A 20,916-nucleotide genomic window follows, 5' to 3' on the forward strand; every position below is an offset into this window, starting at 1 on the left:
GAATGCAACATAACACGGGATGGGCAACCTATGGCAACTCAGCAAGACGCGGTGACACGTGCAAACTTCGATGACGTTATTCTGCCAATTTACGCACCGGCCGAGTTTATCCCGGTAAAGGGGAAGGGCAGCCGCGTCTGGGATCAGCAGGGTAAAGAGTACGTTGATTTTGCTGGCGGCATTGCGGTAACTGCTTTAGGCCACTGCCATCCGGCGCTGGTGGAGACGCTGAAAGCGCAGGGCGAGACGCTCTGGCACCTGAGCAACGTCTTCACTAACGAGCCCGCGCTGCGTCTGGCGCGCAAGCTGGTGGATGCCACCTTTGCCGAGCGCGTCGTGTTTATGAACTCCGGTACCGAAGCCAACGAAACCGCCTTTAAGCTGGCGCGTTTTTATGCAACCACGCGCCACAGCCCGCACAAAACCAAAATCATCGCTTTCCATCACGCTTTTCACGGGCGTTCCCTCTTTACCGTGACTGTTGGCGGCCAGCCGAAATACTCCGACGGCTTTGGCCCGAAACCGGCCGACATCGTGCATGTTCCATTTAACGATCTGCACGCGGTTAAAGCGGTGATGGACGATCACACCTGCGCCGTGGTGGTAGAGCCGATTCAGGGCGAAGGCGGAGTGACCGCCGCCACGCCTGAATTCCTCAAAGGCCTGCGTGAACTGTGCGATGAGCACAACGCACTGCTGGTGTTTGATGAGGTGCAGTGCGGGATGGGGCGCAGCGGTGAGCTGTTCGCTTACATGCACTACGGCGTGACGCCGGACATTCTGACCAGTGCTAAAGCTCTTGGCGGCGGTTTCCCGGTCAGCGCCATGTTGACGACGCACGAGATCGCCAGCGTCTTCCACGCCGGTTCCCACGGATCCACTTATGGCGGAAACCCGCTGGCCTGCGCGGTGGCCGGTACCGCATTCGATATCATCAACACCCCTGAAGTGCTGAATGGCGTCAGTGCCAAACGTCAGCACTTTGTTCAGCATCTGCAACAAATTAATGAGCAGTACGATCTGTTCAGCGATATTCGCGGTATGGGGCTGTTGATCGGTGCCGAGCTGAAGCCGCAATACAAAGGCCGTGCACGCGATTTCCTGCATGCGGCTGCCGCAGCGGGCGTGATGGTGCTGAATGCCGGCCCGGATGTGATGCGTTTCGCGCCGTCGCTGATTATCGAGGAGCAGGATATTGATGAAGGGATGCAGCGCTTTGCGCAGGCCGTTGCGAGCGTGGTTAACGCGTAAGACGTCGGCGTAGCCAGATGCCGTGATGCGGGCGCTGACGCCATGCCACCGACGAGATGGTGTGCATGGTGCTCAGATGCCCAATAATGCGCTGCAAATGCTGCTCCAGCGTGCTCATTGGGCCGTGGGTCAGCGTCTCCGGTCCTTCCATAACATTCACATCACCGGACTCTCCCGGCCCGTCATACTCCAGCCGCTGCTGACAACGTTGCAGCGCAATTTCACATGATTCGAGATAGCGCTGCGCCAGGTCCGGCGTCAGCATGGTGTGCTCGCGCGCCAGCGTCGTCATGGCGTTAATGTGTTCGACAATAAACTGGCTATGCGTCACCCACAGTTTCATATCGCTCAGATAGCGGCTGTTAAAGCCGGGCTCCTGCATCGCCTGGTTGAGGGAGTTGAACAGGGCGTTGTGCGCCTGATTAACCTGCATACGCTGCCAGGCCAGCGGCGTTGCTTCCGGGTTATTGCTGAGGATCAGGCGAATCGCATCCTGATAGGCCTCCAGCGCATCGTGCGCATTCTGGCGCAGCAGGCCGCTCTGCCACTGCGGCCACAGCCACACCATCCCGCCAAAGGCAATCAGGCAGCCAATCAGCGTATCGACCAGCCGGGCGAGGATAAACTGGTCGCCGTTAAGCGTCAGGATTTGCAAGGTATAGACCGCCGTAATCGTGAAACCGACCGTCGCCCAGCCGTAACTTTTGCGGATAATCAGATAGCTACTCAAGGTGATCATCAGCATCGCAGCGAGGGTAAAACCGAGCGGCACATGAAAGTGCAGCGTCATTCCCGCCACCACCAGCCCGGCCAGCGTGCCGGCGGCACGGTTGACAATGCGTACCCGCGTCGCGCCATAACCGTTCTGCGTCACCACCATCACCGTCATCATGATCCAGTAAGGTTTCGGCAGATTTAATGCGCTGCCCATCAGGCTGGCGATGCTGAGCATGACGCTGATACGCGCCGCATTGCGCAGGGCGGTCGATTTCAGGGACAGATAGCTTTTTAGCGCCGGGATCAGCGGCAGGCGCTCCTGCTTATCCTCCATCAAATCGCGGATGTAGAGCGGGCGCTGGGTGCGCAGCACGCGGGCGATACGGCTGAAGTGCCAGGCGCAAAACTGCCCGACCGGATTATCAGGGTGCTGACGGGCAATTTTTTCCAGCGCACCGACCTGCTTCTCCATGGTGAAGCGGGTCGGATAGCGGTGATAGAGAATGTCATCTGCCAGCACGCGCAGGCGAGCCGCGACGGTTTGCGCATTCCAGCGAATCACCTGCTCGGCGTGGGTGCGCTCGACCAGCTTCTGCACCTTTTCCGGCTGATGCAGGCTGACAGAGATATGCTCCTGCAGATCCAACGCGACCTGAAAGACGCGCAGCAGGCGCTTGTAATCGTTGTTCTGATTGGCCGCCAGCATATGCAGCTGCTGGTAACACTGGCTAATCAGATCCACCGCTTTCTGCTGGCGGTCGAGCAGCGGCGGCAGCGCGGTTTCCGGATCGATGTGTTGGGTTAACAGGCTATATTTCGCTTCGCAATAGTCCGCCAGTTGCCGGTAGAGCAAGCTGAGGGATTCGCGCAGCGGCTGTTCGCGCCATAGCCAGAACCAGAACCAGTTAAACAGCCCGTACCACAGGGTGCCGAGGGTGTAGATCAGCAGCGGCTCCCACACCGGCATGTTTCCGGCGAGGCTGAGAGTAAAAATGGCGGCAATGAGAGATGCGGGAAGTAAGCGGCCATGCAGCGCGCTGATTTCACCTGTCACGCCCAGCAGCAGCGTTAGCACCGTCATGATCACCGGTAGCGGAAGATTTTCCGCCAGCAAAAGCTGCACCGCCAGGCTACAGCCGGCAAACAGCGAGCCGCCGATAATCAGGCGTTTAAAGAAGCGTTTATGCGGGGTATCGAGGCCCGCAATATTGCAGCAGGCGGGAACCAGCGAGAAGAGAAGACCCTGTTGCAGATGGCCGAGCAGCAGCCCAACCGCCACAGGCAGGCATAACACCAGCGTTTGTCGCAGTGCGTAGTTGATTTCGGGGTGATAAATCAGCCTGCGCCACATGGGAAAACAAAAACGGCGCACCGCATGAGCGATGCGCCATTTCGCAGATTAACGCGTACCGTAGACGACGATAGTTTTACCGTGGGCGGAGATCAGGTTTTGATCTTCGAGCATTTTAAGAATGCGGCCAACCGTTTCGCGGGAGCAACCGACGATCTGACCGATCTCCTGACGGGTAATTTTAATTTGCATACCGTCCGGGTGGGTCATGGCGTCCGGCTGTTTTGCCAGGTTCAGCAGAGTCTGTGCAATGCGGCCGGTCACGTCGAGGAACGCCAGGTTACCGACTTTCTCCGAGGTCACCTGCAGGCGACGCGCCATCTGCGAGGAGAGGCGCATCAGAATATCCGGATTCACCTGGATAAGCTGACGGAATTTTTTGTAGGAGATCTCCGCCACTTCACAGGCGGTCTTGGCGCGAACCCAGGCGCTGCGCTCCTGACCTTCTTCAAACAGGCCCAGTTCACCAATAAAATCGCCCTGGTTGAGGTAAGAGAGGATCATCTCTTTACCCTCTTCATCCTTGATGAGCACTGCCACTGAGCCTTTAACGATGTAATACAGCGTTTCCGCTTTTTCACCCTGGTGAATCAGCGTGCTCTTCGACGGGTACTTATGAATATGGCAATGAGACAAGAACCATTCGAGAGTCGGGTCTGTTTGCGGTTTGCCAAGCACCATGCGCGATTATCCTCTGTTATAAGCTGGCTCCAGAAACGGCGTGAATCATTCAGCTTCTGGGGTTGCAATCAAAGCTTCCCAAATCCCGGGAAGTGGACCGTCAGCGACATCTGCGGTCTCTAATGTATGATATCCCTTGCGTACATTCGTAACGTCAATGTTTCTCTGTAGCATGTAGACTGTTTTAGCATAGCTTTTGGCGCCTGTCTCCTGGTGTCTCGCTTCAGCATGACGCAGGTCGCCTTCCGTTGCGCGTTTTGTTATGTACGCGTAATCTGTGAAAAAATTTGCCATACCGGAGTGATGAACATGCAGGCACGAGTGAAATGGGTTGAAGGGTTAACGTTCCTTGGTGAGTCCGCTTCCGGCCACCAAATCCTGATGGATGGCAACTCCGGGGACAAAGCTCCCAGCCCGATGGAGATGGTCTTAATGGCCGCCGGCGGCTGCAGCGCCATTGACGTGGTGTCGATTCTGCAAAAAGGGCGTCATGACGTGACCGACTGCGAAGTGAAGCTGACCTCCGAGCGCCGTGAAGAAGCACCGCGCTACTTTACCCATATCAACCTGCACTTCATCGTCACCGGCAAAGCGCTGAAAGAGGCTGCCGTCTCCCGCGCGGTCGATCTCTCGGCTGAGAAGTACTGCTCCGTGGCGCTGATGCTGGAAAAAGCAGTCAAGATTACCCACTCCTTTGAGGTGATCGAAGCCTGATAAGCCCGCCCGGCGGCGCTTCCCGCCGGGTTATTTAATCTTTTTGCCTTCCATCAGCCGCTGCACCAGCGGCGTCATAATCAGCTCCATCGCCAGCCCCATTTTGCCGCCCGGCACCACCAGCGTATCCATATGCGAGATAAACGATCCCTGCAACATTGCCAGCAGCCACGGATAATCGATCCCCTCCAGATTGCGGAAATGAATCACGACAAAGCTCTCATCAAGAGAAGGAATGCCTTTGGCGGCAAAGGGGTTTGAGGTATCGACGGTGGGAACGCGCTGGAAGTTGAGATGAGTGCGGGAAAACTGCGGCGTGATGTAGTTGATGTAATCTTCCATTGAGCGCACCACCGAATCCATCACTGCTTCCCGGGAGTGACCGCGCTCGCTGGTGTCGCGGATCATCTTCTGGATCCACTCGAGGTTAACGATCGGCACCACGCCCACCAGTAGATCAACATGGCTCGCCACATCATGCTGCGGCGTCACCACACCGCCATGCAGCCCTTCGTAGAACAAAACGTCGGTTGGCTCCGGCAGTGGTTGCCAGGGGGTGAAGGTTCCTGGAACCTGGTTCCACGGCACGGCTTCATCATAGGTGTGGAGATATTTGCGCGCCTGGCCCTGGCCGCTCTGGCCATACTCGCTGAAGGTCTGCTCCAGCAGGCCGAAGTCGTTCGCTTCCGGGCCAAAATAGCTGATATGCCGCCCGAGATCGCGGGCTTTGCGGATCGCCATATCCATTTCCGGACGGGTATAACGATGAAAGCTGTCGCCTTCCACCTCCGCCGCGTGCATGTTGAGCTGGGCGAAAATCTTACGGAAGGCGAGGCTGGTGGTGGTGGTTCCCGCGCCGCTGGAGCCAGTGACGGCGATGACCGGATGTTTGGCGGACATAGCAACTCCCTGAAGAAAAGCTGTTGTTCAGTATCAAAGCCGCCCGGCGTCCGGTTATTCGTGGAACTGCCCGCGCGGCATAATATTCACCGTTTCGTGCAGTTCTGACCACACCAGTACGGCCTCGCCGCGCTGCAATTGCCGTTTTACGTCGGCGACCTTTTGTTCAAGCGAACGCTCATGTTCACCATAATCGGTACCTTCGCGCAAGACAAAGCTCTCAATCAGATTGTCGAGCGTGTCGGCGTCAAGTTCTTGCCACGGAATAATCATGATGCTCCCAGATAAGCGGATAACCAGTCCGGAATGCGCGTTTCAAGCCACATCTCCGGGCGACGCAGCGTGCCGCCGACAAAGCCGACGTGCCCGCCATGTTCCGTCAATTGATACTCAATATTAGCGGGTAATTGCGCAAGATCGGGGATGACGTGATGATCCATAAACGGATCATCCTTGGCGTGAATGATAAGCGTCGGTTTACGAATCTGCGGCAGCAGCGGCATGGCGCTACAGCGGCGATAGTAATCAAGTGCATCGTCGAAGCCGTGGATTTTCGAGGTGATCACATCATCGAAATCGCGGATGCGCCGCATTTTACGCAGCACCTCCATGGTCGTCGGTAGCGAGCCAGGATAGGCGCGCAGTTTCCGCGCGGCATTGGCCTTCAGCAGGTTGAGCAAATAACGCTGGTAAACGCGCGTGAAGCCTTTATCCATATGATAACTGCACGCTTCCAGCACCAGCGGGGCCGAGACAATCACCGCCGCATCGACGGGCAAATCATCATCCGCTTTCGCCAGCAGGCAGCCGAGCATATTCCCGCCGAGCGAATATCCCACCGCCGCGGTCGGCGCCTCGCCAAGCTCCTGACGCAGCCAGGTGAGAAACCAGGTGCCATCTTCGGTTTCACCGGAGTGATAGATGCGGTTCAGGCGATTAGGAATCCCACTACAGCCGCGAAAATGCATCACCACGCCCAGCCAGCCGCGCTGTTTCGCCGCATTAATCAGGCCGTGCGCATAGGGGCTGTGCAGGCTGCCTTCCAGGCCATGAAACACCACCAGCCGCGGTTTATGCCGCGCCTGATTCGGCTCTTCGCTCCACGCAAGATCGACAAAATCCCCGTCCGGCAGTTCAAGGCGCTGCCACCAGGGTTCAAACGCCACGCGACGGCGAATAAGACGCGGCAGCATGGTTTGAAGATGTGGGTTGCTTGCGCCACGCATCGGTTGGAAGGTGGAGGCAACGCGTTGATCTGCATCGAGAAGTGCAGGTGTAATTTCTGCCATTTCATCAAAATAGGTAGGTAAATAGGCGGTTATTATACTTGCTAATAATTGGCCTGTTTAATACTTTGCTGCTGTTGTACCGTATTGACCCACTAAGGCAGCGGCAAAAAGACGTATTACAACCCACGCTGACACTGCGCCTGCCTGCTATTTCACTTTCAAGGACACTTATTATGACGGACATTACCTCGTCTGGCCTGATGGCAGCGCAGCCATTAAATGATTTGCCGCAGACGGATAATTTAACCCCCGAGCAGCAGACGCAAATCGAGGCGATTGTTAAAGAGATCGATATTTACGATCCGGCCTACTCGCTCGGTTTCGGTGCGCAAACCATGAAAAAGATGTCGCAATTCTCTGATTCCCTCATGCAGCAAGTGCGGGCAAAAGATGCGGGCATCATCGGTTCGCAACTTACCGATCTTCTGCAAAAAATTAAGCAGGTCGATATCAGCGCCTTTGAGCAAAAACCGGGCTTTCTTGCCTCGCTGCCGCTTGTGGGATCACTTTTTAACCGCATTGAGCGCACCATGCTGGAGTACAAAACGCTCTCCGCTCAGGTGGAGGATATTACTGAGAAGCTGAATGACGCGATGGTCGATCTGCTGCGTAATATCTCGACGCTGGAGATCATGTTCGATCGCAACCGCGATGTTTTCCAGCAAATTACCCTGCATGTTATCGCCGGCAAGCAACGCCTGGAGCAGATAAAACAGGAAGAGCTGCCCGCTCTGCAAGCACAGGCGGCGTCCGATCCGATGATTGCTCAGCGCGTGCGCGACCTGCTCGACGGTATTTCGCGTTTCGAGCGTCGTCTGCATGACTTGATGCTGTCGCGCACCATTGCTATGCAGAGCGCGCCGCAAATTCGCCTGATGCAGAGCAACAGCCAGTCGCTGGCGGAAAAGATCCAGAGCAGCATTCTCTCCACCATTCCGGTGTGGAAAAACCAGATTGCCTTATCGCTCTCTTTGCAGACCCAGCGCCAGGCCGCGAAGCTGCAAAAAGATGTTGCTGATACCACTAACGACCTGCTGCGCCGCAACGCCGAGATGCTGCAGACCGGTACGATTGAGACTGCCCGTGAAGTCGAGCGCTCGGTTGTGGATATCGAGACGCTGCGCGAGGTGCAGTCACGCCTGCTTAACACCATTGAAGAGTCCGTGAAGATCGCTGCCGATGCGCGCCAGCGCCGTCAGGAAGTGGAAAAAGAGCTCGGCACGATGGAAACCGATCTCCGCGCGCGTCTGGCCGCTATCGCCAGCGGTAATCAGGCACAGGCCTGAGTCAGGAAAAGAGAATGGGTTATCAAATTACCTACATGCTGAATAAATTCTACCGCAATCGCCTTAACCGGATCGCTGTGCAGATAGGTTTGTTTCCCCTCGGCTTCCTTTATGGCGGGTTGAAGGGGAAGGAGCTGGACTATCTCTCTCCGATCATTATGTCTTGTGAAGGGCTGGCGTGGTTAAGCTTTATCCTGCTGGCTCGCACGCTTTTCCACGACCGCATTGCGCTGGGGGCCGGTGCCTTCGCAGGCTTTATCTGGCTTATGTTCAGAGATGCAGCGACGATGCCATTTGCTGCGGGTACGGCAGCAATATTCGTGCACTTTTACAGAAACCGGCAGGCACCGGGCCAGATCCACGCCTGGTATCTGTTTGTCTGGTACCTTGCGGCAGCCATTTACTGCGACATATTTCGCCATACCATGCTGGTTATTAACATAATCTTCTGGGGAGTGCTTATCAGTGGAGCGGTGCTTAACTGGCGAAAAAGCAGAAATGAAGCACGCCTAAATGAGCGACAAGCCGCGCCGGTGGAAGAGTTTAAGCAAGACAGGCAAAAAACCGCCGAAGAGCCATCCTTGCTGGATCAGAGAATCTATCGCCTGCAAAATCAGTACACCTTACCCGATGCGCTGAATATTCATCTGACAGGCATCGCCACGCTGGCAGATAAGATCCTGCAGTGCATGGAGACTGATCCCAGAGATGTTGTGCCGGGGAGACGTTTCCTTGAGCGCTATTTGCCGCTCGTGGAAAAGATTGCCGCCAGGGGGCAGATACTTTCCGACCAACTCAGTGACGAGGCGCAACGGCAAAAGGCGATAACAGAGCTGGCAGTTGTGCTTGAACGCGTTGAGCGCGCGTTTGAGCAGCAGCATCAGGCCCTGCTGGAGAATGACTCGCTTGATTTAGACGCGGAGTTACTGACCATAGACAATATGCTGAAAGCGGATGGCTTCGGTAAATAACACACACAGCACCCGTTGCTCCACGGGTGCTGTTTTAGCTGTCTGCCAGCAGGTTGCGCGAAAAGAGGTGGATATCAACATCCGCTTTACGTCGCCACAAGCGCGCTTTTCGCGCCCCGGTCGCCACGCTCTCCCCGGTCTCTTCAAACATGCCAGAGGCTTCAAAACGGCGGATCAGGCTTTTGCGCTGGATCGGCTGGCCGAGAATTATCTCCGTCGCTTCCTGCAACTGGCTCTGGGTAAAGGTCTCAGGCAAACAGTAAACGGGCAGTAACGAATACATCGTTTTCTGCCGCAGGCGGCGCAGCGCAGCGTGGATTATCTCGCCGTGATCGAAGGCCAGTTCGCGCTCATCAAGTTCGGCAACGGGCACCCATTTGGCATCGCTGACGCTTGTAATATGCGGCGCGCAGGCGACCCACGAGATAAGCGCATACCAGGCAACGGTCAGACTCCAGCCGCGCGGATCGCGCTCTGGGCCGGAGAAAGTATCCAGCTGTTCAAGCCACGAGGGCGAGACGCCGGTTTTTTCCGTCAGCTTGCGCAGCGCCGTGGCGCGGGTAGAGCTATCCTGCGCCATATCAATAAAGCCGCCGGGCAATCCCCAGCGCCCTTGTTGCGGCTGGCTGGCGCGCTCAACCAACAGCACGCAGAGCGTCTGCTGATGCAGGCTAAACAGCACGCTATCGACCGTCACCAGCGGCGAGGGAAAACGACTCGGATCGTAAGAATCCAGATACTCTGCTTCGCTGATCATCACTGACTCACCTCATTTCACACGCAGCAAGTTTATCAGCCTACCCTGGTGCGGCAAGCGAACTTTTATTTTATGTATTTTCAGTGTCTTATATATTCAGTATAAAAATAATCCAGACGGGGGCTTGCTTAATAGTGTCTTATGGACAATATTAAATGTGTCCAAGGGACATTAACTAATGCAGGTGAGGTGAATGATGGCGAGCAGAATCGAACTCTTTATCGATAATCAAAACGTTGAAATCGACCACGGCGTATTTCCCGATGGTGCAGTGTGGCTAAAAGTGACGGGCGAACTGCCTGCTTTCGCCCAGCTGATGCGCATCCGTGTCGCCGCCATGCGCGATATGAATGATTTTATGCTACTGGCGCAGCTGGTAGACGCGGTACGCCACGTTACTGATGTTGCGGTTAGCCATCTGCAGCTCGCCTGGCTGCCGTGGGCGCGCCAGGATCGCCATATGGTGGCGGGCGACAGCTTCGCGCTGAAAGTCTTCGCTAACCAGCTCAACACCCTGAACTTCGACAAAATCTTTATTCTCGATCCCCACAGCGATGCCGCCGCAGCCGCCATCAATAACTGCGTCGCCATTCCTCAGGAAACCTGTCTGTTGCAGAGCGAAACGCTACGCCGCGCCATTGCGCAGGGCGAACTGATGCTGGTGGCTCCGGACGCAGGCGCGCTGAAAAAAATTCACAACGTGGCGAAAGCCACCGGCGCGAAAAATTACGCCATTCTCACCAAAGAGCGTGATGTTGCCAGCGGCAATCTGACCGGCTTTGCGCTGGTGGCCGGCGAGGTGGCGGGGAAAGATCTGCTGATCGTCGACGATCTCTGCGATGCGGGCGGCACCTTTATCGGCTCAGCGCAGGTTCTGCGTGAAGCGGGTGCGCGCAGCGTCAGTTTGTATGTTACGCACGGTATCTTCTCTAAAGGCGTTGAAAACCTGCTGAATAATGGGATCGACGCTATCTATACCACCACCTCGTTTACTTCGCCGACGCTGGCTTCGCCGCGCGTTGAACTGATCGATATCGCCACGTTATTTCGCGCTTAAGGGGACCACACCATGAAACTGAATCCGATTCTCGCCATCGACGGCTATAAAGTGTCGCACCGCGTGCAGTATCCGCAGGGCACTACAAAGGTTTACTCCAACTTCACGCCGCGCAGCGACCGCTTTTTCCAGTCGCCGGTGGCTGACGGCAAGCTGGTCTTCTTTGGCCTGCAGGGTTTTCTGAAATGGTTTATGGTCGATCTCTTTAACGATGCCTTCTTTGCCCGCCCGGAAGAGGAAGTGGTAAATGAGTACAAAGAGGTGATGGACAGCTATCTCGGCAAAGATAGCGTGGCGGTCGATCATATCCGCGACCTGCACCGTTTAGGCTACCTGCCGCTGCACATCAAATCGCTGGATGAGGGGAGTAAAGTGCCGATGAAGGTGCCGGTGCTGACCATCACCAACACCCGTGAGCAGTTCTTCTGGCTGGTGAACTATCTGGAAACGGTGCTCTCCGCCGAGTTGTGGAAAGCCTCGACTAACGCCACCATCGCGCACCACTACCGCAAAATTTGTGAGCAGTGGGCAGCTAAAACCTGTAGCGAACTCTCGCATCTGGATTTCCAGTGCCACGACTTCTCATTCCGCGGCATGGCCGGTCTGCACGATACCGCGCAGGCGGGCGCAGGCCACCTGCTGAGCTTTAAAGGCACCGACAGCATTCCTTCGCTGCTCTATGCCCGCGATTTCTACACTGGCGGAGAGGAGTATTTTATTGGCGCAAGCATTCCGGCGACTGAGCACAGCGTGATGTGTATGGGCGAGCATGAGCATGAAATTGAGACTTTCCGCCGCCTGATTGCCGATATCTATCCACAGGGCTTTGTCTCTATCGTCTCCGATACCTGGGATTACTGGCGCGTGATTACTGAATACACCCGCGAACTGAAGTCGTTGATTCTGGGGCGTGAAGGACGCGTTGTTTTCCGCCCGGACAGCGGTGACCCGGTTGAAATCCTCTGCGGCACCGGCGCGGATGACGACACGCGCGCCGATCGAACCCCGGAGGAGAAAGGTTCCGTTGAAGTGCTGTGGGAGATTTTCGGCGGCACGGTTAACGATAAGGGTTACAAGGTGCTGGATCCGCATGTCGGCCTGATTTATGGCGACTCAATTACGCTGGCGCGCGCGAATCAAATTCTCTCGCGGCTGGAGGCCAAAGGTTTCGCCAGCTCCAACGTGGTCTTCGGCGTCGGCTCTTTTACCTACCAGTACAACACCCGCGATACCTTCGGCTTTGCGATGAAAGCGACCTGGGGCGCGGTGAATGGCGAAGGGCGGATGATCTTTAAAGAGCCGAAAACGGATAACGGCCTGAAACGCTCGGCGCGTGGGCTGTTACGGGTTGAGCGCGATGCGCAGGGTGAACTGCAACTGCACGATGAACAAAGCTGGGAGCAGGAGCAGGGTGGTGAGCTGAAAACCCGTTTCCTCGATGGCAAGCTTTACGACACCGAGCACTTTGAGACGATTCGCCAGCGCCTGGCTAACCAGCGTTAAACCCTGAATGGCGGTACGGCTGTACCGCCATCAACTTTACCGCTTACGGCAGAGGTTGTTACTCCGCTGTAAGCATCGCCTCCAGTTGCTCCTGCGCTTCGAGCCACGCCATTTCACACTCTTCAAGACCCGCTTTCGCCGACGCCTGTTGTTGCAGACAGGTTGTCAACTCCGCTTTACGGCTCTGATCGTACAGACCGCTGTCGCTGAGCTTCTCTTCCGCGTTGGCCAGTTGCGCATTGAGCTTCTCCATCTCTTTTTCCAGACGGGCGATCTCTTTACGCAGCGGCTGTGTTTGCGTGCGCAGCTCTGCTTCACGACGCTTCTGATCTTTACGCGCCTGAGCGCTGTTACCATTCTCTTTTGCCGCGTCCGTCGGCTGGCTCTCCTGCTTTTGCACGTCGCTCAGCCACTGCTGGTAATCATCCAGATCGCCATCGAACGGCTCCACTTTGCCATCGTGCACCAGGTAGAGATCGTCGGTAGTCGAGCGTAAAAGGTGACGGTCGTGCGACACCACTACCAGCGCGCCTTCAAACTCAATCAGCGCGTCGGTCAGCGCCTGGCGCATATCGAGATCGAGGTGGTTGGTCGGTTCATCGAGCAGCAGCAGGTTCGGGCGCTGCCAAACAATTAATGCCAGCACCAGCCGCGCTTTTTCGCCGCCGGAGAAGCGCTCTGTTGCTTCGGTGACCTTATCCCCCTGGAAGCCGAAGCCGCCCAGGTAATCACGCAGTTTCTGCTCCAGCTCCTGCGGGGCCAGGCGCGCCAGATGCTGCAACGGTGATTCGTCGGCGCGTAAAAATTCCAGCTGATGCTGGGCGAAGTAACCGAGTTTGATCCCCTTCGCCAGGCCGATTTCGCCGCTCTGCGCCGCCAGCTCGCCCGCCAGCAGTTTAATCAGCGTCGATTTACCGGCACCGTTACGTCCCAGCAGACCGATGCGCGAGCCAGGCACCAGGTTGAGTTTGATGGCATTCAGAATGGTGCGATCGCCATAGCCGGCGCTCACTTTCTCCATCTTCAGGATCGGGTTGGGCAGGCTTTCCGGCGCGCGGAAGCTGAAGTGGAACGGGTTATCAACATGCGCCGGGGCAATCAGCTCCATACGCTCCAGCATCTTGATGCGGCTTTGCGCCTGCTTCGCTTTACTCGCCTTCGCTTTGAAGCGATCGATAAAGCTTTGCAGATGGGCAACCCGCTGCTGCTGGCCTTCATAGGTAGCCTGCTGCTGCGCAAGCCGCGTAGCGCGCTGGCGCTCAAACGAGCTGTAGTTGCCGGTGTATTCAAACATTGATTGCTGCTCAATGTGCAGGATCTTATCGACTACCGGATCGAGAAAATCGCGGTCGTGCGAGATAAGGATCAGCGTGCCCGGATAGTTCTTCAGCCACTTCTCCAGCCAGATAACGGCATCGAGATCGAGGTGGTTGGTCGGTTCATCAAGCAGCAGTAAATCGGAGCGGCAAATCAGCGCCTGCGCGAGGTTTAAACGCATACGCCAGCCGCCGGAGAAGGCGCTGACCGGGCGGTCGAGCTGCTCGTTAGAGAAGCCTAAACCGTGCAACAGGCTGGCGGCGCGGGAGCGCACCGTCCAGGCGTCGATAGCGTCGAGCTTGCCGTGTACCGTGGCGATAGCATTGCCGTCGTTGCGCTCGTTGGCGGCATTAAGCGCCGCTTCCAGCTGGCGATATTCGCGATCGCCGTCTATCACATAATCTATTGCCGCTTCGTCCAGCGCCGGTGTTTCCTGGTTGACCCACGCCAGTTGCCAGGTGCCGGGGAAAGTGGCACTTCCGCCATCAGCACTTATCTCGTTTTTCAACAGCGCGAGCAGGGTCGATTTGCCGCAGCCGTTTTTACCCACCAGGCCCACTTTTTGGCCCGGATTGATGGTGGCTGTGGCGTTATCCAACAGGACACGCACGCCGCGACGAATTTGTAACGAGGAGAAAACAATCATAAGACGCCGTATGTTCAGACTATGTTAATTTGTCTTTATGGTAATGTAAGGCCACGGCGAAATGCCGCACCGGGGCCGCAATGTTAGCCCAAAATGAAGACGATAGACAAAAGCATTCTGGCCACGCCGCAGGGCGCTGGTTTGCAGAGAAGAGAGAATTTAGACCCGGGAGGGGAGTGATGTCGCAGACAGCAAAAGTGTTGCTGATCTATGCCCATCCGGAATCACAGGACTCGGTGGCGAACCGGGTTTTGCTTAAGCCGGCCACGCAACTGGAGAACGTAACGGTGCACGATCTTTACGCCCGTTACCCCGATTTTTTTATTGATATTCCCTATGAACAGGCGTTATTGCGCGAGCATGACGTTATCGTTTTTCAACATCCCCTTTATACCTACAGTTGTCCGGCACTGCTGAAAGAGTGGCTTGATCGTGTGTTGAGCCGCGGCTTTGCCAGCGGAGCAGGCGGGAATGCACTGGCGGGAAAGTACTGGCGTAGCGTGATCACCACCGGTGAGCCGGAGGCGGCTTATCGTCATGATGGTCTCAACCGCTACTCTCTCAACGATGTTTTACGTCCCTTTGAGTTGACCGCCGCGATGTGTCGCATGCACTGGCTCAGCCCAATTATCATCTACTGGGCACGTCGGCAGACGCCGCAGGAGCTGGCGCACCACGCCAAAGCCTACGGCGACTGGCTGGCTTCGCCGCTGCCGCCGGGAGGCCGTTAATGGAAGGTTCTGCACTCTTACTGGCCGGCGTCCTGTTCCTCTTCGCGGCCGTGGTCGCCGTGCCGCTGGCCGCGCGTTTAGGGATAGGTGCCGTGCTTGGTTACCTGTTAGCGGGTATCGCCATCGGCCCATGGGGACTCGGATTTATCAGCGATGTTGATGAGATCCTCCACTTCTCAGAGCTGGGCGTGGTGTTCCTGATGTTCATCATTGGGCTCGAACTTAACCCGTCGAAATTATGGGAGCTGCGTCGCTCAATTTTTGGTGTTGGTGCAGCGCAGGTGCTGTTAAGTGCGGCGATCCTCGCAGGACTGTTAATGCTGACGCAATTCTCCTGGCAGGCGGCGTTAATTGGCGGTATTGGTCTTGCGATGTCATCCACCGCGATGGCGCTGCAACTGATGCGCGACAAAGGGATGAACCGCAGCGAGTCCGGCCAACTCGGTTTTTCGGTGCTGCTGTTCCAGGATCTGGCGGTGATCCCGGCGCTGGCGCTGGTACCGCTGCTGGCGGGCAATGGCGACGATCATCTCGACTGGATGAAGGTGGGCATGAAGGTGCTGGCCTTTGCCGGGATGCTGATTGGCGGGCGTTACCTGCTGCGCCCGGTGTTTCGTTTTATCGCCGCTTCCGGCGTGCGCGAGGTCTTTACTGCCGCGACTTTGCTGCTGGTGCTCGGGTCGGCGCTGTTTATGGATGCCCTCGGCCTGTCGATGGCGCTCGGCACCTTTATCGCTGGCATTCTGCTGGCAGAGAGTGAATATCGCCACGAGCTTGAGATTGCCATTGAGCCGTTTAAAGGGCTGCTGTTGGGGCTGTTCTTTATTTCGGTGGGCATGGCGCTGAACCTCGGCGTGCTCTATACCCATCTATTGTGGGTGGTGATGAGCGTTGCGGTGCTGGTGGCTGTAAAATCGCTGGTGCTGTACGGGCTGGCGCGCATTTATGGTTTGCGTAGCTCAGAGCGGATGCAGTTTGCCGGGGTGTTGAGCCAGGGCGGCGAGTTCGCTTTTGTGCTCTTTTCCACCGCCTCATCGCAGCGGCTGTTTAAAGACGATCAGATGGCGCTGCTGCTGGTGACCGTCACGCTGTCGATGATGACCACGCCGCTGCTGATGCGCGTGATTGATAAGCTGCTCTCCCGGCGTTTCAATAAGCCGGAGGATGAAGATGAAGCGCCGTGGGTTGATGATGATAAGCCGCAGGTGATTGTCGTTGGCTTTGGTCGCTTCGGACAGGTGATTGGCCGCCTGCTGATGGCTAACGAAATGCGCATCACCGTGCTGGAGCGCGATATCAGCGCCGTGAATCTGATGCGTAAATATGGCTACAAAGTCTATTACGGTGATGCGACGCAACTGGAGCTGTTGCGTTCGGCAGGGGCGGAGGCCGCACAATCGATCGTCATTACCTGTAACGATCCGGTCGATACCATGAAGCTGGTGGAGCTTTGCCAGCAGCACTTCCCCCATCTGGCGATTCTGGCGCGGGCGCGGGGACGTGTCGAAGCGCATGAACTGTTGCAGGCGGGCGTGACGCAGTTCTCGCGCGAAACCTTCTCCAGTGCGCTGGAGCTAGGGCGTAAGGCGCTAATTTCGCTCGGCATGCATCCGCATCAGGCGCAGCGGGCACAGCTGCACTTCAGGCGGCTCGATATGCGCATGCTGCGTGAGTTGATGCCAGTGCATACCGATACGGTACAAATTTCCCGCGTACGTGAAGCGCGCCGCGAGCTGGAAGAGATTTTCCAGCGTGAAATGCAGCAAGAGCGGCGTCAGCTCGACGGCTGGGATGAGTTTGAATAAGGGGAGTCGAATGGCTGTTCGTAAACGTTTTATCGCTGGCGCGACCTGTCCGTCGTGCCAGGCGAAAGACTCAATGGCAATGTGGCGCGAAAATAACGTCGATATTGTTGAGTGTGTTAAGTGCGGGCATCAGATGCGCGAAGCGGATAAAGAAGCGCGCGATCATGTTCGCAAAGATGAGCAAGTTATCGGGATTTTTCATCCGGACTAGCGATATCAGGCAGGATTTTTTAAGCTTAAGGGTACACGGGTGCAGAATTCCGTTACAATCTGCGCCAGTAATTTTCCCACGCTCAGGAGATATCATGAAAGTAGCAAAAGACCTGGTGGTCAGCCTGGCCTATCAGGTACGTACAGAAGACGGTGTATTGGTTGATGAGTCTCCGGTGAGTGCACCGCTGGACTACCTGCACGGTCACGGCTCCCTGATCTCCGGTCTGGAAAACGCGCTGGACGGTCATGAAGTCGGCGACAAATTCGATGTGGCTGTTGGCGCGAATGACGCTTACGGTCAGTATGACGAGAACCTGGTGCAGCGCGTACCGAAAGACGTCTTCATGGGCGTTGACGAACTGCAGGTTGGTATGCGCTTCCTGGCTGAAACTGACCAGGGTCCGGTACCGGTTGAGATCACCGAAGTGGAAGATGACCACGTAGTGGTTGATGGTAACCACATGCTGGCGGGTCAGAACCTGAAGTTCAACGTCGAAGTTGTCGCAATTCGCGAAGCAACTGAAGAAGAGCTGGCACACGGCCACGTTCATGGCCCGCACGGTCACGATCATGACCACGACCACGGTCACGACGGTTGCTGCGGCGGCCATGGCCACGATCACGACCATGGTCACGACCACGGCGGGAAAGGTGGTTGCGGTAACGGCGGTTGCGGCTGCCACTAATCATACCCGTCGTCTTTCGCACCGCAGGTGCGTTGGCTAAGGTATCGAGAAGCCCGGTAAGCGTTAGCCCACCGGGCACAAAAAGCGGGGAGACCCGCTTTTTTTACGTCTTAATAATGGGGCGGGGGTGTCTCTTCCGACGGGGACGCCAGATGTGAAGGCTGGCTGGCTTTCACTTTCTCCACCAGCAAACGCAGATGTTCGCGCAGCTTCGCCATTTCCAGCTCATGAGCCACCACCGTCTGGTTTAGCTCTTCAATGGTCATCTCCTGAAAAGCCAGTCGACTCTCCAGTTCAGCCAGTCGCGCTTCTATCGATAACTCTTGCATCATTTCACCTCCGGGTAACATCCGGGTCGATTGGGGTAATCGGGCGGATTTTACTTAACTTTGCGCGAAGGTACAGCCTTCATGCAGAAACTTATTTAAACAAAAATAGTCACAGATAGGGTGAATTCGGGCAGAGTCCTTATGTTGATTTCCGCCGCAACACTTTATAGTACGCTTCTTACTTTATGTTTAACCCTGGGGCGAGATGCCCCGGTCCCTGGAGAAATGGATGAAATCACTGTTTAAAGTCACGCTGCTGGCGACCACCATGGCTGTAGCCCTTCATGCACCGCTCACCTTAGCTGCAGATGCCGCAACTAAAGATACTGCTGCTGCAACTGACAGCAAATCGGCATTCAAAAACGACGACCAGAAATCAGCTTACGCGCTGGGCGCGTCCCTGGGCCGTTACATGGAAAACTCCCTGAAAGAGCAGGAAAAGCTGGGTATCAAACTGGATAAAGACCAGCTGATCGCCGGTGTTCAGGACGCCTTTGCTGATAAGAGCAAGCTGAGTGACCAGGAGATCGAGCAGACCCTGCAGGCGTTTGAAACGCGTGTGAAAACTGCCGCTCAGGATCGCATGGAAAAAGACGCGACTGAAAACGAAACCAAAGGCAAAGCTTTCCGTGACGCTTTTGCGAAAGAGAAAGGCGTGAAAACCTCCAGCACGGGTCTGCTCTACAAAGTAGAGAAAGCGGGTACCGGCGATGCGCCGAAAGACAGCGACACCGTAGTTGTAAACTACAAAGGTACGCTGATTGACGGTAAAGAGTTCGACAACTCTTACACCCGTGGCGAACCGCTCTCCTTCCGTCTTGATGGCGTAATCCCGGGCTGGACCGAAGGCCTGAAAAACATCAAGAAAGGCGGCAAAATCAAGCTGGTGATCCCGCCGGCGCTGGCTTACGGGAAAACGGGCGTACCGGGTATTCCGGCTAACTCCACCCTGGTGTTCGACGTTGAGCTGCTGGATATCAAACCGGCACCGAAAGCGGACGCCGCAGCGCCTGAAGCGGCTCCAGCCGCAGGCGATAAAGCGGATGATGCGAAAGACGCCCCCGCTGCGAAGAAGTAAAAGTGTGAAACGCGCCGCCTCAGAGCGGCGTTTTTTTTTGCATCGGGGATATAATTCTGGAAAGCATAACCTACGATGTATTAATTTATATCCCCCTGCAAATACTGAGCCTGCCCTGAAAACTTAACGACAGGCTCCTGAAAAGGAGTGTTTTTTTTCATGTCCAGGTCGCTATTAACCAACGAAACCAGTGAGCTTGACCTCCTGGATCAACGTCCTTTCGATCAGACCGACTTCGATATCCTTAAATCCTACGAAGCGGTAGTGGACGGGTTAGCGATGCTCATTGGTTCGCACTGCGAAATCGTGTTGCACTCCTTACAGGATCTCAAATGCTCTGCCATCCGCATCGCTAACGGCGAGCACACCGGGCGTAAAATCGGCTCGCCGATTACCGATCTGGCGCTGCGTATGCTGCACGATATGACCGGTGCCGACAGTAGCGTGTCGAAGTGCTACTTCACCCGCGCGAAAAGCGGCGTGCTGATGAAGTCGGTGACGATTGCAATCCGCAACCGCGATCACCGGGTGATTGGCCTGCTCTGTATCAACATGAATCTGGATGTTCCTTTCTCGCAGATCATGAGCACCTTTGTTCCGCCGGAAACGCCGGATGTTGGCTCTTCGGTTAACTTCGCCTCGTCTGTTGAAGACCTGGTGATGCAAACCCTCGAGTTCACCATTGAAGAGGTGAACGCCGATCGCAACGTCTCTAACAACGCAAAAAATCGCCAGATCGTCCTTAACCTCTACGAGAAGGGCATCTTTGATATCAAAGACGCCATTAACCAGGTGGCTGACCGTCTGAATATCTCCAAGCACACGGTCTACCTCTACATTCGCCAGTTCAAAAGCGGCGATTTTTCGGGGCAAGGTCATTAATGCGTTTTGCGCTGATGGTCACCGGCCCTGCTTATGGCACGCAGCAGGCAAGCAGCGCGTATCAGTTCGCGCTGGCGCTGCTGGAGGCGGGGCATACGCTCGTGAGCGTCTTTTTCTACCGGGAAGGGGTGAGTAACGCGAATGCGTTGACTGCGCCCGCCAGCGACGAGTTTGATCTGGTGCGCGCCTGGCAGCGTTTGCATGCTGAGCAGCAGGTTGAGTTGCACATCTGCGTGGCGGCGGCGCTGCGCCGTGGCGTGGTTGATGAGAGTGAGGCCGCGCGGCTGGAATTAACGGGCGCTAATCTGCAGGCGGGGTTTTCACTTACCGGTCTGGGCGCACTGGCGGAAGCGGCGCTGACCTGCGACAGAGTGGTGCAGTTCTGATGAAGCGAATCGCCTTTGTTTTCTCCTCCGCCCCGCACGGCTCCTCCGCCGGGCGCGAAGGGCTGGACGCGGTACTGGCTGCCTCTGCGTTAACAGAAGAGATAGGCCTATTTTTTATCGGCGACGGTGTGATGCAACTGCTGGCTAATCAGCAGCCCGGCAAAATTCTGGCGCGCGACTATATTGCGACCTTTAAAGTGTTGCCGCTGTACGATATTGAAGACGTTTGGCTCTGCGCCGCTTCCCTGCGTGAACGAGGCCTGGGCGAGGAGGCTGCGTTGGTCATACCTGCTCAGCGTCTGGAGCCGGACGCACTGCGCGAGCAGCTCGAGCAGTACACCGTCGTGCTCAATTTTTGAGGCCTTT

22 protein-coding genes are annotated in these 20,916 nt (G+C 56.2%); 14 read left to right on the forward strand and 8 right to left on the reverse strand.

Annotated features, from left to right (window positions below):
- The first annotated feature begins 30 nt into the window (after window positions 1–30).
- On the forward strand, window positions 31–1,251 hold the full coding sequence (gene argD / locus ACWPW2_RS16340) for a bifunctional acetylornithine/succinyldiaminopimelate transaminase (RefSeq protein WP_023481981.1): 1,221 nt from the start codon (window positions 31–33) through the stop codon (window positions 1,249–1,251).
- Here argD and ACWPW2_RS16345 read toward each other — a convergent pair.
- Both ACWPW2_RS16345 and crp read right to left on the reverse strand, forming a co-directional pair.
- Window positions 1,241–3,319 (reverse strand): YccS/YhfK family putative transporter, encoded by a 2,079-nt coding sequence (locus ACWPW2_RS16345; RefSeq protein WP_124967134.1) that lies wholly within the window; start codon window positions 3,317–3,319, stop codon window positions 1,241–1,243. The genes argD and ACWPW2_RS16345 overlap by 11 nt on opposite strands.
- 48 nt (window positions 3,320–3,367) lie before the next feature.
- Window positions 3,368–4,000, reverse strand: coding sequence for a cAMP-activated global transcriptional regulator CRP (gene crp, locus ACWPW2_RS16350; RefSeq protein WP_000242758.1), 633 nt, complete (start codon window positions 3,998–4,000; stop codon window positions 3,368–3,370).
- A gap of 309 nt (window positions 4,001–4,309) precedes the next feature.
- Between crp and ACWPW2_RS16355 the strand changes: the two genes are divergently transcribed.
- Window positions 4,310–4,714 carry an OsmC family protein gene (locus tag ACWPW2_RS16355; RefSeq protein ID WP_023482049.1) on the forward strand — a complete coding sequence of 135 codons (405 nt, stop codon included), beginning with the start codon at window positions 4,310–4,312 and terminating at the stop codon, window positions 4,712–4,714.
- A 30-nt stretch (window positions 4,715–4,744) separates the two neighbouring features.
- Here ACWPW2_RS16355 and ACWPW2_RS16360 read toward each other — a convergent pair whose 3' ends face one another.
- The 3 genes from ACWPW2_RS16360 to ACWPW2_RS16370 are packed head-to-tail and all read right to left on the reverse strand — an operon-like array spanning window position 4,745 to window position 6,903.
- A complete protein-coding gene (locus ACWPW2_RS16360) occupies window positions 4,745–5,614 on the reverse strand; it encodes a phosphoribulokinase (protein ID WP_454124183.1) in 870 nt (289 codons plus the stop codon).
- 54 nt (window positions 5,615–5,668) lie between these two features.
- Window positions 5,669–5,887: a YheU family protein gene (locus ACWPW2_RS16365; protein WP_023481955.1), complete on the reverse strand. Its 219-nt coding sequence runs from the start codon at window positions 5,885–5,887 to the stop codon at window positions 5,669–5,671.
- Window positions 5,884–6,903, reverse strand: coding sequence for a hydrolase (locus ACWPW2_RS16370; RefSeq protein WP_346440351.1), 1,020 nt, complete (start codon window positions 6,901–6,903; stop codon window positions 5,884–5,886). The genes ACWPW2_RS16365 and ACWPW2_RS16370 overlap by 4 nt, the downstream gene beginning before the upstream one ends.
- 173 nt (window positions 6,904–7,076) lie before the next feature.
- Between ACWPW2_RS16370 and ACWPW2_RS16375 the strand changes: the two genes are divergently transcribed.
- A complete protein-coding gene (locus ACWPW2_RS16375; protein ID WP_454124186.1) occupies window positions 7,077–8,189 on the forward strand; it encodes a toxic anion resistance protein in 1,113 nt (370 codons plus the stop codon).
- Between the two features lie 14 nt (window positions 8,190–8,203).
- Entirely contained in the window at window positions 8,204–9,160 is a 957-nt protein-coding gene (locus tag ACWPW2_RS16380) for a 5-bromo-4-chloroindolyl phosphate hydrolysis family protein (RefSeq protein WP_454124188.1), read from the forward strand.
- A gap of 34 nt (window positions 9,161–9,194) precedes the next feature.
- Here the strand turns inward: ACWPW2_RS16380 and ACWPW2_RS16385 are convergent, their stop codons facing one another.
- Window positions 9,195–9,917: an NUDIX hydrolase gene (locus ACWPW2_RS16385; RefSeq protein ID WP_312118673.1), complete on the reverse strand. Its 723-nt coding sequence runs from the start codon at window positions 9,915–9,917 to the stop codon at window positions 9,195–9,197.
- 196 nt (window positions 9,918–10,113) lie between these two features.
- Between ACWPW2_RS16385 and prs the strand changes: the two genes are divergently transcribed.
- Window positions 10,114–10,974 (forward strand): ribose-phosphate diphosphokinase, encoded by an 861-nt coding sequence (prs, locus tag ACWPW2_RS16390; protein ID WP_454125256.1) that lies wholly within the window; start codon window positions 10,114–10,116, stop codon window positions 10,972–10,974.
- 12 nt (window positions 10,975–10,986) lie between these two features.
- Entirely contained in the window at window positions 10,987–12,477 is a 1,491-nt protein-coding gene (locus tag ACWPW2_RS16395; protein WP_454124191.1) for a nicotinate phosphoribosyltransferase, read from the forward strand.
- A gap of 58 nt (window positions 12,478–12,535) precedes the next feature.
- Here the strand turns inward: ACWPW2_RS16395 and ACWPW2_RS16400 are convergent, their stop codons facing one another.
- Window positions 12,536–14,440: an ABC transporter ATP-binding protein gene (locus ACWPW2_RS16400; protein ID WP_454124193.1), complete on the reverse strand. Its 1,905-nt coding sequence runs from the start codon at window positions 14,438–14,440 to the stop codon at window positions 12,536–12,538.
- Between the two features lie 179 nt (window positions 14,441–14,619).
- Between ACWPW2_RS16400 and kefG the strand changes: the two genes are divergently transcribed.
- From kefG to slyD, 4 genes are all read left to right on the forward strand, one after another.
- Entirely contained in the window at window positions 14,620–15,171 is a 552-nt protein-coding gene (gene kefG, locus ACWPW2_RS16405) for a glutathione-regulated potassium-efflux system ancillary protein KefG (protein ID WP_454124195.1), read from the forward strand.
- A complete protein-coding gene (gene kefB, locus ACWPW2_RS16410; RefSeq protein WP_023482115.1) occupies window positions 15,171–16,976 on the forward strand; it encodes a glutathione-regulated potassium-efflux system protein KefB in 1,806 nt (601 codons plus the stop codon). The genes kefG and kefB overlap by 1 nt, the downstream gene beginning before the upstream one ends.
- A 10-nt stretch (window positions 16,977–16,986) precedes the next feature.
- Window positions 16,987–17,187 (forward strand): YheV family putative zinc ribbon protein, encoded by a 201-nt coding sequence (locus ACWPW2_RS16415; RefSeq protein ID WP_023482007.1) that lies wholly within the window; start codon window positions 16,987–16,989, stop codon window positions 17,185–17,187.
- Window positions 17,188–17,281: 94 nt separating this feature from the next.
- Entirely contained in the window at window positions 17,282–17,875 is a 594-nt protein-coding gene (gene slyD / locus ACWPW2_RS16420; RefSeq protein WP_023482004.1) for a peptidylprolyl isomerase, read from the forward strand.
- A 110-nt stretch (window positions 17,876–17,985) separates the two neighbouring features.
- Here slyD and ACWPW2_RS16425 read toward each other — a convergent pair whose 3' ends face one another.
- On the reverse strand, window positions 17,986–18,204 hold the full coding sequence (locus ACWPW2_RS16425) for a protein SlyX (protein ID WP_023482131.1): 219 nt from the start codon (window positions 18,202–18,204) through the stop codon (window positions 17,986–17,988).
- 229 nt (window positions 18,205–18,433) lie between these two features.
- On the opposite strand from ACWPW2_RS16425, the gene fkpA reads away from it, so the two are divergent.
- The 4 genes from fkpA to tusC all read left to right on the forward strand — a co-directional run bounded on the left by fkpA (window position 18,434) and on the right by tusC (window position 20,909).
- Complete coding sequence (fkpA, locus tag ACWPW2_RS16430) at window positions 18,434–19,282, forward strand: FKBP-type peptidyl-prolyl cis-trans isomerase (protein ID WP_023482031.1); 849 nt, start codon at window positions 18,434–18,436, stop codon at window positions 19,280–19,282.
- 159 nt (window positions 19,283–19,441) lie between these two features.
- A complete protein-coding gene (locus ACWPW2_RS16435; RefSeq protein ID WP_023482043.1) occupies window positions 19,442–20,164 on the forward strand; it encodes a helix-turn-helix transcriptional regulator in 723 nt (240 codons plus the stop codon).
- A complete protein-coding gene (gene tusD, locus ACWPW2_RS16440; protein WP_076769407.1) occupies window positions 20,164–20,550 on the forward strand; it encodes a sulfurtransferase complex subunit TusD in 387 nt (128 codons plus the stop codon). Before ACWPW2_RS16435 ends, tusD begins: the two co-directional genes overlap by 1 nt.
- Entirely contained in the window at window positions 20,550–20,909 is a 360-nt protein-coding gene (gene tusC / locus ACWPW2_RS16445) for a sulfurtransferase complex subunit TusC (protein ID WP_454124200.1), read from the forward strand. The genes tusD and tusC overlap by 1 nt, the downstream gene beginning before the upstream one ends.
- The last annotated feature ends 7 nt before the right edge of the window (window positions 20,910–20,916 follow it).

The sequence above is a fragment of the Kosakonia sp. Marseille-Q7440 genome, assembly GCF_965119485.1.